The sequence below is a fragment of the Paenibacillus sp. EB106-04-04-XG159 genome (assembly GCF_058791835.1).
Window position 1 is genome coordinate 22449 of record NZ_JBYTDY010000015.1, and the last position, 14821, is coordinate 37269.

The following is a 14821-nucleotide window of genomic DNA, read 5'->3' on the forward strand; positions in this document are numbered from 1 at the left end:
GGGCTGCGCAAGCACTAATAGGAAGGTGTGGATCCCATGACTTCTTCTAATAATCAACGTTCAGTTCAAGCGCCGTTAATCATTGCGCATCGCGGAAGCGCAGGCGAAGCGCCTGAGAACACGCTGGGCTCATTCCGCTTAGCGCTTGAACAGCATTGCGATGCGATCGAATTGGATATTCAGCTTACGAAGGAAGGAATTCCAGTCGTCATTCACGATGCTATCGTGAATCGGACCACTAACGGTACAGGAGCAGTCCATGAGATGACGCTTGAACAGATTAAAGCCCTGGATGCAGGCAGCTGGTTTGATTCCAAGTATGCGGGAGAGCGTGTGCCGACATTAGCCGAGGTATTTGATCTGGTGCCGGCATCGATCATGATCAATGTAGAGATTAAGCAGTTCCATGACGACAGAACGGTGCCGCAGCTTCTTAAGCTGCTTGAAGCATACGACCGCTTCGATTCTGTCGTGGTATCCTCCTTCGATCATAAATGTTTAAAGCGTCTCAAGGAGGCAGACGATCGAGTGAAGATCGGCCTGCTCTATAATGCCAGCTTCGTCGATCATGCCGCTATGGCTGGTCTGGTTGGGGTTCCTGTCTATTCTCTGCATCCGCAAGGCAACCATATCGGACCAGAAGATATTGCGGGAGCTCAGCAAGCAGGTCTGAAGGTATATCCGTATACCATAAACCATGTGGAACACTTCAAGCTCGCCATTCACTTTGGTGTGGACGGCATTATTACCGATTATCCTGGCCGTTTGTATTCTATGCTGCATGAACAATAGGGACAGGGCAAGTACCATAAGCAGTGGAAGAGTCGATCAACGCCATTCGCATGCCATCCATGTGAAGTTGTTGATGCTGATTACGGGTTTAGCGTTAATGGCGGTATTTGCAGGCTGCCAATCATCGAAGTCCAATGAGGCTTCGGAGACGAAGCCGGCAGTGGTGTCTCAAGCGAAGCCGAACGAACAGCAGCCGAAAGAAGCGGGTGGGAGTGCGAGTTCGGCTGAAGGTGTTAAGGATGGTCCTGTGACGCAGGAGCGAGTGAAGATTCCGTTTCAGCTGGACAATGAGGAATTCAAGCCGCTGCTGAAGGTTGCCCAAGAGGGACCGATCATACCTGGGCTGAAGCAGGGCGTTATTCCTCAGGGATTGGCTTACGATCCTTCGCACAAGTGGCTGCTCGTTTCCAGCTATCAGAAAGAGGGCAAGCCCAGCATATTATCTGTTCTTGAAGCTGACAGCGGCAAGCTGCTGAAGTCGGTAGTCCTATCTCAGGAGGATGGGTCAGTCTATACAGGCCATGCTGGCGGTGTTGCCGTGAGCAAGCAGAATGCATGGATCTCATCGGGCGGTGTTGCTTACCGACTGCCATTAGCTTCGATTGAAGCAGCTCAAGACGGAGAAGAGATTCGCTTCGACGGCAGCATTAAGACGGATGTTCGAGCCTCCTTTACGACCTATCATAACGGTGTGCTGTGGGTTGGAGAATTCGCGCTAGGCAAGGATTATGAAACCAATGCTGCTCATGTCATGACGAATCGAGATGGCAAGGAGCATAAGGCGTGGATTGTCGGCTATCAGCTTGACGAGGAGACAGATCACCTGCCAGCTGAGAAGCAGGGAACTGCAATGGCGACGCCGGATTATGTGCTCTCGGTGCAGGATCGTGTTCAAGGAATCGCCTTCTGGAACGATTGGATCGTGATCAGTGATTCGTATGGCCGCAACGCTGAGAGCACACTCGTGTTCCATGAAAACCCGTTTGCTCTAAGCGATGTAAGCGAGCTGAAGCCTCATGCCGAAGTGAGTATTGAGGGGAAGCAGATACCTCTATGGTACTTAGACGACGAGAATCGCTTAAGCCAGATTGACGGTCCGCCGATGTCGGAAGGAATAGCACCGATTGAGGATCAGCTATTGATCTTATATGAATCAGCGGCTAGCGAGGTCTTGTCCTCAGGCAGCTATCCACTGGATACGATGCTGAAGCTGGATAAGGATGCAGTGCAGCTGAAGAAATAATATGATGAAGCAGCAGTTGAGAGGATAGATGTTCTCTGACTGCTGCTTTGTTTATGTTGGGATGAAGGGGGCGGACCGTAGAGCCGTTATATAAGCAAATAAGAGGTAATCTGTGAGTTTTGCGGACACAGGAGACCTTATTTGCGTGAAAACAAGCAATTTTAGGCGGATTGTACGAGAATAACGGAACCACGGTCCGTTTGGCTGCTGGAATGACAGGATTTCAGAGGAATAGCGGATTGTGTGTCCGCCGCCGTCCATGGTCAGTGGTAGGAAACTGTTTTTAGTTTAAATTGAGTTTACATTCATCTTATACTCTGATATCAGCAAGTAGTAAATGATGATGAGATGAAAAGGTAGGTAATATGGATATGGAAAAAGAGAGAGGGACCCCGAAAGGCTCACTGGGCGATTGGCGGCAATTTGCACGTCTGATCAAGGATACGAAGCCTTCAAAGCTTATGCTGTTTACAGCTGTGCTGCTTAGCGTCAGCTCGACCGTCGTATCGCTGTTTATTCCGATGTTCACGAAGGAACTGGTCGATGGCTTCACACTATCCGCGCTGGAACCGATGCAGATCATTGCATTAGGATTGGCGTTCGTCGTGCAGGCGATCGCTTCCGGTGTCTCGATCTACTTGTTAAGCTTAATTGGGCAGCGGGTGGTCGCTAATCTGCGCGATCGGTTGTGGAAGAAGCTGCTCGTCCTTCCTATATCGTTCTACGATGAGAACAAGACGGGCGAAACGGTCAGCCGAATCACGAATGACACAGGTATCGTGAAGAGCTTCATCACCGAGCATCTTACCAGCTTCTTTAACGGAGTTATTTCCGTCGTCGGATCGTTCATTGTGCTCCTCTACCTAGACTGGCAGATGACATTGATTATGCTGATCGTTATCCCGCTGGCAGCAATCATACTCGTACCGATCGGCCGGCAGATGTACAAGATCTCAATGCGCTTGCAGGACGAAACGGCGTCCTTCACTTCGATTCTGAGTCAGGTACTGTCGGAGATTCGACTCATGAAGGCGTCTAACGCGGAGACGAGAGAGTATGCGAACGGCAAACAGAGAATAACGAATCTGCTTCGCTTCGGTACGAAGGAAGGGGTCGTGCAAGCGGTCATCTCTCCGATTATGTCGCTGGTCATGATGGCGCTGCTCGTCGTTATTATTGGCTATGGCGGGCTTCGCGTATCAAGCGGTGCATTATCAGCAGGTGATCTAGTTGCCTACATTCTGTATCTGATCCAGATCGTGATGCCGATGAGTATGCTGACGATGTTCTTCACACAGCTGCAGAAGGCGATTGGTGCGACGGAGCAGATCAGTACGATTCTGAAAGGTGAAGAAGAGGATCTGCAGCATGGTAAGCCGGTAACTTCGATATTAGCGAATCAATCGCTATCGGTTGAACAGGTGTCATTCTCTTATAATGAGGAAGAGCCGATTCTGCAAGACATCAGCTTCACTATACATCCGGGCACGGTCACCGCTATCGTTGGCCCAAGCGGCAGTGGAAAGACTACCTTGTTCTCGTTGTTCGAACGATTCTATCAGCCTTCTTCTGGTATAATTAAGCTGGGTAATGATTCGATTAACGAGTTTACATTGCACTCTTGGCGTTCCCAGATCGGATATGTCTCACAGGAGAGTCCGCTCATCGACGGTACGATTCGCGACAATATCTGCTACGGCATGAACCGCGAGGTGACGCAAGAGGAATTAGAGCGGGCCGCGGAGATGGCGTACGCGAACACCTTTATCTCCGAGATGCCGGAAGGCTACGAGACAGAGGTCGGAGAGCGCGGTGTGAAGCTGTCAGGCGGACAGCGTCAACGGATCGCGATCGCTCGCGCCCTGCTGCGCAACCCGCATATTCTGATGCTTGACGAAGCGACCTCCAGCTTAGACAGCAAGTCTGAGGTTGTTGTACAAGAGGCGCTCAACAATCTGATGCAGGGACGGACGACGCTCGTCATCGCACACCGATTATCGACTGTAGTCGATGCGGATCAGATCGTATTTATTGACAAGGGCAAGTTGACGGGAATAGGTACGCATGAGACATTGCTTGAGACCCACGAGATGTATCGAGAATTTGCTATGCAGCAGCTGCGCATTCAGGAGCAGCTGGGCTCTTCATAGATGAACCGAAAGGCGGTATCGCTGTATGATCACCATATTAATCGTTGATGACGATCCTCATATTCGCGAGCTGGTTAGCATGTTCCTGAAGAAGGAAGGCTTCCGAACGATTGAAGCCGCGGACGGACAAGAAGCGCTAGAGATTATGGAAACGGACAAAGCTGACATGGTCGTACTCGACATTATGATGCCTAATATGGACGGATGGGAGTTATGCCGAGAACTGCGCTCGCAGTATGATATCCCGCTGCTGATGCTTACCGCCAAGGGTGAAACTTCGCAGAAGGTCAAGGGCTTCAACCTGGGTACGGATGATTACTTGGTAAAGCCGTTTGACCCGTTGGAACTGGTTGTACGGGTAAAGGCGCTGCTCAAGCGATACCACATCACGATATCCCAGACGCTTCAGTTCGGCGCTGTTACCATGAATCGTCAAACTTATGAAGTGATATATGGGACGGAGAAGCTCACGCTTCCGCTGAAGGAGTTTGAGCTGTTGTTCAAGCTCGGAGGGGTTCCGGGGAGAACATTTTCAAGAGAACAATTAATAGAAGATATATGGGGAATCGACTTCGAGGGGAATGAGCGGACACTGGATGTGCACATCAATCGTCTGCGAGAACGATTCGCGGAGGAACACTGCTTCTTTCGCATTAAGACGATTCGTGGACTCGGATATCGGCTCGAGGTGATAGAATGAGTCTATCTAAGCTGTGGGAGAGAATCCGAATCGCTTTCAGTATACTGGTCGCGTTCGGCAGTGTGCTGCTTGCTCTAGCGGTTGCTTATTGGGTGACCCCCTATGTGCTTGACCCATTGGACTGGAATGTTACAGGCTTCTGGGCTTATATCTTGAATGGCGCTGTGGCATTGATAATGTTGGGCATTATACTTGCCATTATGATCCCTAGGGCTCTCAATAAGCAGAATGCATTCTCGCAATCGATTATCGATGCGCTGAAGCGAATATCGAAGGGGGACTTCGAGGTTAACATCAAGAAGTCGAAGGACTTTGAAGGGGAATTCGGCATTATTATCGAGAGCATTCATGAGATGGCTGGAGAATTAGGACAGATGGAGAAGATGCGCCAAGAGTTTATCTCCAATGTCTCGCATGAGATCCAATCTCCGCTCACCTCGATTCGAGGCTTTGCTCAGGCCTTAAGAAGCAGTGAGCAGTTAAGTGCCGAGGAACGCGACCATTACTTGCAAATCATCGAGACTGAGACGATGCGTTTATCCAAGCTGAGCGACAATTTATTGAAGCTGACGGCGCTGGAGTCTGAACAGCAGACCTTGGAGATCACAACGTACCGTCTGGATCAACAGATGCGCAATCTGGTGCTGGCATGTGAGCCGCAGTGGTCTCAGAAGCAGCTGGACATGGAATTGGATCTAGATAAGCTGACAATCGCAGCAGACGAAGAGATGTTAAGCCAGGTGTGGACGAATCTCATTCATAATGCGATCAAGTTTACGCCGGATCGCGGCTCGATTCACATCGCGATGCAGGAGCGTCAGAATCAGATTGAGGTTCGGATCAAGGATACGGGCATCGGTATCGACGAGGAGCATATCCCGCATATATTTGAGCGATTCTTCAAGTCGGATACGTCGCGGAATAGAGCTAAGGGTGGAAACGGACTCGGTCTGTCGATCGTTCATAAGATTATCGAGCTTCATCATGGTACGATACAAGTCAGCAGCAAGCGGGGCTCAGGAACATTATTTATCATTAAAATACCTGCAGATGTGGTAAGGGCAGCGGAAAATGTGCAAACAGCAGTTAATTAGCTCGATCTTATTGGAGGTGCGACACTATATGTCACACCTCCTTCTATATAATGGAATAGCAGTACAGAAGCCTTAACCTATATAGAAATGAGGTCGTCACATATGGCTAAATCCAAACGAGGACGTGCGCTCTGGCGTATGCCTTCCCGTTCGCGCGGGACTTGTCCGATCTGCAGCAGCACTCGCATCAAATTGCTGTATCCGATGAAGACAACTGCGGGTAAATCCGTTACGGTATGCAAGAAGTGCTCCAAAGCATCTCAGCATAGAGTAGATGCTGCTGCAGTGTAATGGAAGGCAGCACCATAGCGTTATGAAATACCTGTATCGGTTAACCGGTGCAGGTATTTTTAATTCATGTGCGAATATAGAAGATGCCAACCACTCATACAGATGAAAAGGAGCCGCGCATATGGAGCTAAAGAGCAGTGAAATAACCGAACTAATGGAGCGCTATAACACAGTGGGGTTAAGTATTGCCTTAATCAATGACGGTAAGCTAAGCCACGTTGATAGCTTCGGTTTACTTGAAGCGGGAACAGACCATCCCGTTGGCAACGACACGATGTTTAATGCGTGTTCTATTAGCAAGCTCGCAGCAGCCCTATTATCGTTGAGATTAGTCGAGCAAGGCATTCTGGAACTGGATCAGGATGTAAATGATAGGCTGCTTTCTTGGAAGGTTCCTGATAATAAATATACTCAGCATCAGAAAGTGACCCTGAGAACACTGTTGAGTCATCAATCAGGTGTGATAGATCCAGAGGGAAGCTTTCATGAATACCGCGCTTCTCATGGCATCCCTTCTATTTCTGATCTGCTAGAAGGCAGAACTTCCTACTGTACAGCGCCAATTGAAGTTAAGTATGAGCCCGGAAGTGAGTTTCACTATTCAGATGCAGGCTTCTGTATCCTTGAACAGCTAATAGAAGATGTTACGGGAAGACCATTTAAGCTATTGATGGAAGAGCTTGTGCTAGAGCCCTTACATATGAAGAACAGCACGCTTGATCATGCGCTGCTGCTAGAGAGAAGCCTTAATGCTGCTTGCGGACATCATAAGGACGGGAGAACGGCAGAAGGGAAATATCCGCTATACCCATTTCTCGCTGCCGCAGGTCTCTGGTCGACCGCTGCAGATCTGGCCAAGTTAGCAGTTGAACTCATGGACTCCTTGCAAGGTCATAGTAAGCTGGGCCTTTCTCCCGCCTTGATCCAAGAAATGATAACTCCGCAAGGATGTGCACCATGGACGGGACTTGGCCTCTTTCTTGATCGTTCTGATCAACAGCTAGAGATATCTTCGCTTGGTTGGGGAGTCGGGTATCAATGCATGTTAATCGCTTACCCGCACATAGGTAATGGGGCTGTCATCATGACGAATTCGGACTTAGGGGTTCATCAGAATAAAGGTATCATCGGAGAAATAGTGAAGCTACTAGATCTACAGAAGCGTTAGATAGGACTGGGATATAGGGATTGAGTGGAGAGGGATGGGGCTGTACGGTGCCATCCTTTTTATTATCCATAGTGGAATTTTTTAACTATAATCTATTTTATATATTGCACTTATTTAAAGTTAAATGTTGTAATAAATAGTATATCGTACAAACACAAAGTGTAGAGAGGAGCCATGAGGTTTGAGCAATATGCATCGCATTCAATGGTTTGATCAGCAGATCCGAATCGGCAAATATCCGAATAGCAATCATCTTGCGGAACGCTTCGAGATCTCGAAGCGCCAGGCTCAGCGTGATATCGAGTACTTGGAAATGTCCTTGCATGCTCCTCTCCAATATGTCGCGAAGAAGCGAGGATACTGTTACACCGATAAGACCTTTATCCTGCCGCATCTTTATATGACAGAAGAAGAGAGGCAGGTGCTGAAGTTTCTAGCATTTCGCTATCGACAGTACCATGATGATAATGCCGCGGTTGTGAATCGAGTTTCTCATCTATTAGATCGCTTTACCGGTGAACTAGAGGGGGAGTCCTCGCTTCGTCTTCCGTGGTTCGAGATGGACTCACGGCTCATTCAGAACATACAGCTGTTAACCTATGCTGTTCAAGAGAAGCTGGCGATTCATCTCATATACAATGAATTCGAACAGGAGAGCTCGCTGCGACTGCTTCCGCTGAAGCTAGAGTCCAACTACAATGCCGACTATCTGGTTGCCTACTGTGAACGCGAGCGTAAGCAGCGAAGCTTGCGGCTTGATCGCATACAGCATGTAACCGTGACGGAGGATCAATTCGACCATTCGGCCAATGAAGCACTACAGCAGGAGCGCAGACCGATTCGCAAACCGTTTGTCGCAAGAGTGCTGCTATCGAAGCAGCTACATGGAACGACATGGAATGGTTATGCGGCGCGAGAACTGCAGCCGTTCGAGTATGAGGTGGAATTCTACGACGAAGAAGCTTTTCTGCAGCACTTGATGACAGCGGAGTGGGCGCAGCTTCAATCTCCTCAGTGGCTAAAGCAGCGGCTGAAGAATAGATGCCAGCAGCTGATGTCTCGACTTGGAGGATAAATGGCATCGTAGACCAAGTATGGCGCACACGTCAATGGCAGGGGGGAACAAGCATGGCTGGCGTTTATCTGGATAACATCGTGATGACACGAGAATCGAAGTCGTTTACCGATAGCTTGTACGCCATCTTAACAGCCGCGAATTTATTCAGCGGTCCGAAGTATATGCTCTCAGGACTTAGCGGAATGGCGTTCAAATTTACGGTGCATGAACGGCTTCTGCCGATGTCTGTTACCGCATACGGACAGTGGGGAGTGGAGCATCAGCCTGCTATCGACAATCTAGGAATCTATACGCTATGGGACGGGGGACGTTCACGTCATCCTACGTTTCGCGTTTATCAGCAAGATGCGGTTAGGACTGTTACTGCAAGCTTGGATCGAGGTATCGGCGTGTTGTACTGGATTCCTGAATTCGGGGTCATATGCGGGTATGATGATGAGGATCGAGTTCTCTTTGTGCAAAATGGCATTTCAAAGGACAGCCAGGTCATTCTATATGATAATTTCGGCTTGAATAGGACCCCTTTCTGGTATGTTCAGCTGTTCGGCGACAAAGTGACGGTTTCGCTGGAGGAGATGACGCTGGAAGCGCTGCGCCTGGCTATTCAGGATTGGGAAGTGCCGTATAAGACTTTGCCGAACACGGACATCGCGTCTGGACGATTGGCCTATTCCTTTCTGAAGCGAGCTCTGGACAAGGGCGATTACGATGAGGACGGCGCTGTTTACATTTTGGAGTCTTATCAGGTATCGAGATCTGAGATTATGTGTTTTCTGCGCGATGTACGCCATGTGCTTCCAGGATTAGATGATGCTTGCGCGCGATACGAACAGTTGGTTGAGAGAGTAGTTGATATGAGCGAATGTATAGCGACGTCACGGGGCAAACGCCAAGTCAATCGAGCTTCGATTCCTGCCTTGGTGGAGATGCTAACAGCAGCAGAGGCGCTGGAGGAGCAGGCGGTCGACCATTTTAAGGAGATATCCAGGTCTTATCCAGACTTGAAACGGAGTATCGTGCCTAGATGGGGCTCACATTCGCCGAGGTGAGAGGAGGAGTTTAATGAGTGCCGTGATTCTATCGGACTTGCATATGAAGAAAGGATCTAACTCTTACATAGATGCCATGCATGCCATCTTGTACCGCAAGGGCTGGATCAGCTGCACCAAATCCATGCTGGCGGGAATGACGGTTACAGGCTTCCGCTTTACTGTGAATCGTACGTTATCAGCAGACTCCATCCACGCTTACAATTGGATGGCCGAGAATTTCCTTGCAGCGGACTTTACCGGAATTATCTCTTCGCAGCAGGCGGGATTCTCCTTTCAGACTACATTTCCTCTGTATCAGAAAGAGGCCGTTGTTGATATAAAGCGGGCAATCGACAGCGGAACGGGCGCTGTGATATGGAAGGACGGCTTCGCGATTGCCGTTGGTTATGACGATGCGGAGCAGAGGTTGTATTATTCTGATGGGGTCGAGGCGGGGCTGTGCAGTATGCCGTATGATTCATTCGGATGCAATCTGTCGCCATACTGGTACTATCAAGTGTTCGACGATCGCATCGAGATGGATGAGATCGAGATCTTTCGAGAATCCTTGATTCAGGCCATATATAAATGGGAAACCCATGACTTGATGCTCCCTGCCGCAGAGTATGCATGTGGAAGAGCCGCTTATGATGCGATCCTGCAGGCTTTAGAGACGGATGAGTACGACAGAACCGGTATCGTTGAAGTGATCCGTTACTATGCTGAAGCCAAGCGGGATATTAAGTTGTACATGTCAGCCTTGCAGCGGATCTGGCCGCAGATGAGTACTGTCGTTCCGCATTATGCTGATGCAGCCCGTTGCGTTGACTCTATTGCAGCGCTGCTGGAGCAGCTTCCTGCTGGTCATCGAATAGACTCTGCGCTTAGAGTTGAATTGATTGCTCTATTGGTCGAGGCCCGGGAAGCGGAGGAATTGGCTATCCAATGGTTGAAATCGTGGATGCGCGAAAAGGTGAACAACCGCTATCACGATATCGGGTTGAGATGATCTTGCAGTTACATAGAAGGAGATGATGAATAATGGCCTGGAAAGAGAAGAAGGTGCTCATTACCGGAGCGGGGAACGGCATTGGAAGAACGCTCGCGGTTACATATGCCCAACACGGGGCGGAGGTTATTACTATCGATAGAGATCAGGCGGGATTGCAGGAGACTTCCGAACTGATTCGGAGCAGCGGGGGCTTCGTGGAAAGCTATGTTGTTGATCTGAGCAAGTCGGCGGAGATTGAGCAGTTGTTCCGCACACTCGATGAGCGAGATGATCGTCTGGGCGTGCTGATTAATAATGCCGGGCTTGGCATAACGAAATCGCCCTATGAGCTCACGGTAGAGGATTGGGATTATGTGCTGGGCACGAATCTGCGCGGCACGTTTCTGTGTTCCCGTTTGGCGGCAGGGATCATGAAGCGCCATGGCGGAGGAGCGATTGTGAACATCGCATCGACTCGCGCGCTGATGTCGGAACCGAACTCGGAAGCCTATGCGGCATCTAAGGGAGGCATCCTGTCGCTGACTCACGCGCTGGCCGCTTCCTTGGGAGAGGACGGCATTACCGTGAATGCGATAAGTCCAGGCTGGATCGAGACGGGCAACTATGCCGACCTTCGCGAAATCGATCATACACAGCATCAGTCACAGCGGGTAGGTAAGCCAGAGGATATCGCGCGTGCCTGTATGTATCTGACGAATGCGGATAATGATTTCGTCACGGGTATTAATCTTGTGGTAGACGGCGGTATGACGCGGAAAATGATCTATGTAGAGTAGTCGCTTGTCGTTGACATATTCGAGTAGTCCTTTATAAGTGTATCGGGTAACATGAAATATTTTCCTTGAAAATCAGGGTTAGTATCGATAATATACAGTGTAAGGGGTTTCAGAAAAGGTTTTCAAGACGTGCTTCAATCACCTGAAAGCTCTTATACTCCTATTCGGTGCACTTATTCATATCGACGGAAAGAAGGCTGCCTGCTAATGAAATCAACCATCCGAGATGTGGCCAAATACGCCAACGTTTCCATTAGTACCGTTTCTCGTGTGATGAATGCACCGGAAACCGTTGTGGAAGAGAAGAGAGTACGCGTACTGGAGGCTGTTCAAGCGCTTCAATATCAGCCTAACGCTTTTGCTCGCGGATTAATCTTTAAGAAGTCCAATACGTTTGGGGTGATGATCCCAGATCTTGAGAATCCCTATTATTCCGGCCTCATTCGCGGTATGCAGGATGCGGCTGTTGAACTCAATCACAGCTTAATCTTTTGTAACACGGATCGAGACCGGGATCAGCTTCACTCTTATATTCAATATTTTATTGAGAAGCAGGTAGATGGTGTCATTTATACGAGTGAGCCCTTATATCCTGAATATTACGAGCATATGAAGAGGTATAACCTGCCGTTCGTGCTGGCTTCGACCAACTCGGCTGAATACGACATTCCATCGGTTGATATTAATGAGGAGCTGGCGGGATATGAAGCGGTGCAGCATCTGATTGCTGGCGGTCACAGACAGATCGGTATGGTCGGTTTTCCGTTAACGGAGACGGTATCAGGAGTGCCGAGATATGAAGGATTTATGCGCGCTCTTCAGGAACATGGGCTTGAAGTCTATACGAACTGTGTAGAATTTGCGGAGCTCCGATATGAAAAAGCGTATGAAGCGACGGGCAGATTAATTAGCAGATATCCTGAACTGACTGCCATATTTGCTGTGTCTGACGAATTTGCGATGGGCGTTATTTCGTATTTGCATGATCATGGGATCAAGGTGCCTGATCAGATCTCGGTTATTGGCTTCGATGATATTCGTATGGCGAATATGTTTATCCCGAAACTATCCACGATTGCTCAGCCGATATACGACATCGGGTTCAGAGCTGTACAGAAGCTTCATGAATTAGTATCGGCAGGTCAAGTTGCGACACTCCGAGAGAAGCTTCCTCATGAGCTGATTATAAGAGATTCATCTCGAGCGAAGTAGCAGATCCAGCGCATGTTTGAAAAGCTTTTCACATCAGTCACGCAAGCTCTAAACAAGCAGCATACATGTACCACTTTATTACTCTACGACACTTATTTTCGATCTCCATAGCTATAGCAACAGTGATGACCATCACAACTCCACACTACAGAAGTGACAGCTGCAACCACCACAACCACTGAAACCACTGAAACAACTAGAAGAACAACCTCAACAATCTGAGAAGCCACAGAAACTACAATCACCACAACTGCTGGAACAACCCACCGCACCAGCGTCTACAACATCATCAACACCTATTAATTCCTCAGCCACTGTTATGCCCGCATAGGTTCAGAAACGAGACCAACAGCATGGAGTCAGCAGAATAATCGAGAAACCCTTAGAGAGGGGGGATGCGTGTCATCATGAGCCCCTGCATCGTGTACAAGAGCTTAATGATTTGGCTCAGTTACTAGCTATTGTTGAGTATTCAGCACCGTCTGGTGGTGGATAGGCAGAATAATTCGCTGAAATGGACACAGCAGCCGCTATTTTAAGAATTAGAAGCTTATTTTGAGTTTAGCGGACTCAGATGACGCTATTTGCTTCAAAACTAGCAATAATCTGCTGATTTTGTTTAAATAACGGCTCTACGGTCCGCGAACATAGCGAATGAGAGGCTTTAGCAGCAAATAACGGCTTGTGTGTCCGCTCCCGATCATGCAGGGGAAATTAACGTATCCAATGATTTAAGTGATTACACAAACTTGAAAGGGTTGAGGTCTATGATGTTTTCAAACCGAAAACGTACGCTATTAACGCTGATTTGTATTGTCGTCTTTACGATGGCGCTAAGCGCTTGCGGTGGAGGTACAACGGAGACAGCTCCGCCTGCAGAGAAGCCAGCTGAGAATAAGCCTGCTCCTCCCGCTGATACGAAGACAGAACCGAAGAAAGAGGATGAGAAGAAGCCGGAAGAGAGCAGCTACTTGCAGCGTGCCCTAAACGGAGAGTTTAAAGGCAAGAAAGTAACGATGTTCGGTCCGTTTGTAGACGAAGACGAAGCGAAGTTTAACAATAGCATCAAGGAGTTCGAAGAGAAATCGGGTATCGATATCGCCTATGAGGGCTCCAAGGAGTTCGAAGCTGCGATATCCGTTCGCGTAAACGGCGGCAACGCACCGGACATTGCGGACTTCCCGCAGCCAGGTCTGCTGGCGGACTTCGTGAAGGCTGGCAAGGTTGTTGATGTGAAGTCGTTCTTATCCGAAGACTATTTGAAGAAGCAGTACAATCAGAGCTGGCTGGATATGGCCTCGATGGCAAATAAAGACGGCTCGAAGATACAGGCCGGCATTTGGTCACGCAGCAGCGTCAAGAGCTTAGTCTGGTACAACAAGAAGGCTTTCACGGAAGCCGGCTACCAGATCCCACAGACGTGGGATGAATTACTGGCTCTGTCAGAGCAGATTGCGAAGGATGGAGACCCGGCTTGGACGATCGGTATCGAGAGCGGCGCGGCAACAGGCTGGCCGGCTACAGACTGGATTGAAGACATTATGCTCCGCACAACGACGCCTGAGAATTACGACAAATGGGTAGCGGGAGAGCTTCCATTTACAGATGAAATTGTTAAGAATGCCGCTAAGAAGATGTCGGATATCTGGTTCAATGAGAGCTATGTATACGGAGGGCGCAAGTCGGTTGCGACAACGTCGTTCCAGGATGCGCCGCAGCAGTTGTTCACGAATCCGCCGAAGGCATGGCTGCACCGTCAAGCAAGCTTCATCACATCGGGCTTCCCGAAAGAAGCGACACCTGATACGTATGACTGGTTTCCGCTGCCTCCGATCGATCCGCAGTACGGTTTGCCGGCATTGATCGCGGGTGATATCTACGCCATGCATAATGACCGTGATGAAGTGCGTGCCGTTATGGAATTCTTCACGACGGGCGAATCGATCAGGACTTGGGTTCAATCCACCGGTGTTATCGCGCCGATGAATGATGCGGATATGTCATGGTATACCAATGATCAGGAGCGCCGCATGGCTGAGTTCTTGAAGTCAGCTAAGACCATTCGCTTTGATGGCTCGGATCTGATGCCTGGTGCAGTTGGAGCAGGCACGTTCTGGAAAGGCATGACCGACTACGTCAGCGGTACAGCTAATCTGGATCAAGCGATGGAAGAGATTCAAGCCGGCTGGAAGAAATAGCAGCACTCCGTAACGATTGAGGGACTATCCCTGTCACAGATAGTCCCTCCTTTCGTATTGAAGCTGGTCTTTGCTT

Annotated in this window: 13 protein-coding genes; all 13 read left to right on the forward strand. The window is 49.1% G+C overall.

Annotated features, from left to right (window positions below; genetic code table 11):
- The first annotated feature begins 36 nt into the window (after positions 1 to 36).
- The 13 genes from AC3WTP_RS17435 (at position 37) to AC3WTP_RS17495 (ending at position 14745) form a co-directional block, all read left to right on the forward strand.
- Positions 37 to 792, forward strand: a complete 756-nt coding sequence (locus AC3WTP_RS17435; RefSeq protein WP_492395911.1) for a glycerophosphodiester phosphodiesterase — start codon at positions 37 to 39, stop codon at positions 790 to 792.
- A gap of 73 nt (positions 793 to 865) precedes the next feature.
- Complete coding sequence (locus AC3WTP_RS17440; protein WP_492395912.1) at positions 866 to 2035, forward strand: hypothetical protein; 1170 nt, start codon at positions 866 to 868, stop codon at positions 2033 to 2035.
- 371 nt (positions 2036 to 2406) lie between these two features.
- A complete protein-coding gene (locus AC3WTP_RS17445) occupies positions 2407 to 4185 on the forward strand; it encodes an ABC transporter ATP-binding protein (RefSeq protein ID WP_492395913.1) in 1779 nt (592 codons plus the stop codon).
- Between the two features lie 25 nt (positions 4186 to 4210).
- A complete protein-coding gene (locus AC3WTP_RS17450; RefSeq protein WP_492395914.1) occupies positions 4211 to 4885 on the forward strand; it encodes a response regulator transcription factor in 675 nt (224 codons plus the stop codon).
- A complete protein-coding gene (locus tag AC3WTP_RS17455) occupies positions 4882 to 5979 on the forward strand; it encodes a sensor histidine kinase (protein WP_492395915.1) in 1098 nt (365 codons plus the stop codon). The genes AC3WTP_RS17450 and AC3WTP_RS17455 overlap by 4 nt, the downstream gene beginning before the upstream one ends.
- A gap of 102 nt (positions 5980 to 6081) precedes the next feature.
- Entirely contained in the window at positions 6082 to 6270 is a 189-nt protein-coding gene (locus AC3WTP_RS17460) for a hypothetical protein (protein ID WP_492395916.1), read from the forward strand.
- A gap of 121 nt (positions 6271 to 6391) precedes the next feature.
- Positions 6392 to 7438, forward strand: coding sequence for a serine hydrolase domain-containing protein (locus tag AC3WTP_RS17465; protein WP_492395917.1), 1047 nt, complete (start codon positions 6392 to 6394; stop codon positions 7436 to 7438).
- Between the two features lie 190 nt (positions 7439 to 7628).
- Positions 7629 to 8513, forward strand: coding sequence for a helix-turn-helix transcriptional regulator (locus tag AC3WTP_RS17470; RefSeq protein WP_492395996.1), 885 nt, complete (start codon positions 7629 to 7631; stop codon positions 8511 to 8513).
- Between the two features lie 53 nt (positions 8514 to 8566).
- Positions 8567 to 9565: a hypothetical protein gene (locus tag AC3WTP_RS17475; RefSeq protein ID WP_492395918.1), complete on the forward strand. Its 999-nt coding sequence runs from the start codon at positions 8567 to 8569 to the stop codon at positions 9563 to 9565.
- A 13-nt stretch (positions 9566 to 9578) separates the two neighbouring features.
- Complete coding sequence (locus tag AC3WTP_RS17480; protein WP_492395919.1) at positions 9579 to 10556, forward strand: hypothetical protein; 978 nt, start codon at positions 9579 to 9581, stop codon at positions 10554 to 10556.
- A gap of 32 nt (positions 10557 to 10588) precedes the next feature.
- Positions 10589 to 11335 (forward strand): SDR family NAD(P)-dependent oxidoreductase, encoded by a 747-nt coding sequence (locus AC3WTP_RS17485; RefSeq protein WP_492395920.1) that lies wholly within the window; start codon positions 10589 to 10591, stop codon positions 11333 to 11335.
- 207 nt (positions 11336 to 11542) lie between these two features.
- Positions 11543 to 12547, forward strand: a complete 1005-nt coding sequence (locus AC3WTP_RS17490) for a LacI family DNA-binding transcriptional regulator (RefSeq protein ID WP_492395921.1) — start codon at positions 11543 to 11545, stop codon at positions 12545 to 12547.
- A 767-nt stretch (positions 12548 to 13314) separates the two neighbouring features.
- Positions 13315 to 14745 (forward strand): ABC transporter substrate-binding protein, encoded by a 1431-nt coding sequence (locus AC3WTP_RS17495; RefSeq protein WP_492395922.1) that lies wholly within the window; start codon positions 13315 to 13317, stop codon positions 14743 to 14745.
- The last annotated feature ends 76 nt before the right edge of the window (positions 14746 to 14821 follow it).

Excerpts from the sequence above, each read along its gene's own strand:
- AC3WTP_RS17455 (WP_492395915.1), top strand. The coding sequence starts at position 4,882 with ATGAGTCTATCTAAGCTGTGGGAGAGAATCCGAATCGCTTTCAGTATA.
- AC3WTP_RS17440 (WP_492395912.1), top strand. The coding sequence starts at position 866 with ATGCTGATTACGGGTTTAGCGTTAATGGCGGTATTTGCAGGCTGCCAA.
- AC3WTP_RS17480 (WP_492395919.1), top strand. The coding sequence starts at position 9,579 with ATGAGTGCCGTGATTCTATCGGACTTGCATATGAAGAAAGGATCTAAC.
- AC3WTP_RS17475 (WP_492395918.1), top strand. The coding sequence starts at position 8,567 with ATGGCTGGCGTTTATCTGGATAACATCGTGATGACACGAGAATCGAAG.
- AC3WTP_RS17485 (WP_492395920.1), top strand. The coding sequence starts at position 10,589 with ATGGCCTGGAAAGAGAAGAAGGTGCTCATTACCGGAGCGGGGAACGGC.
- AC3WTP_RS17445 (WP_492395913.1), top strand. The coding sequence starts at position 2,407 with ATGGAAAAAGAGAGAGGGACCCCGAAAGGCTCACTGGGCGATTGGCGG.
- AC3WTP_RS17465 (WP_492395917.1), top strand. The coding sequence starts at position 6,392 with ATGGAGCTAAAGAGCAGTGAAATAACCGAACTAATGGAGCGCTATAAC.
- AC3WTP_RS17460 (WP_492395916.1), top strand. The coding sequence starts at position 6,082 with ATGGCTAAATCCAAACGAGGACGTGCGCTCTGGCGTATGCCTTCCCGT.
- AC3WTP_RS17495 (WP_492395922.1), top strand. The coding sequence starts at position 13,315 with ATGATGTTTTCAAACCGAAAACGTACGCTATTAACGCTGATTTGTATT.
- AC3WTP_RS17450 (WP_492395914.1), top strand. The coding sequence starts at position 4,211 with ATGATCACCATATTAATCGTTGATGACGATCCTCATATTCGCGAGCTG.
- AC3WTP_RS17435 (WP_492395911.1), top strand. The coding sequence starts at position 37 with ATGACTTCTTCTAATAATCAACGTTCAGTTCAAGCGCCGTTAATCATT.
- AC3WTP_RS17490 (WP_492395921.1), top strand. The coding sequence starts at position 11,543 with ATGAAATCAACCATCCGAGATGTGGCCAAATACGCCAACGTTTCCATT.
- AC3WTP_RS17470 (WP_492395996.1), top strand. The coding sequence starts at position 7,629 with ATGCATCGCATTCAATGGTTTGATCAGCAGATCCGAATCGGCAAATAT.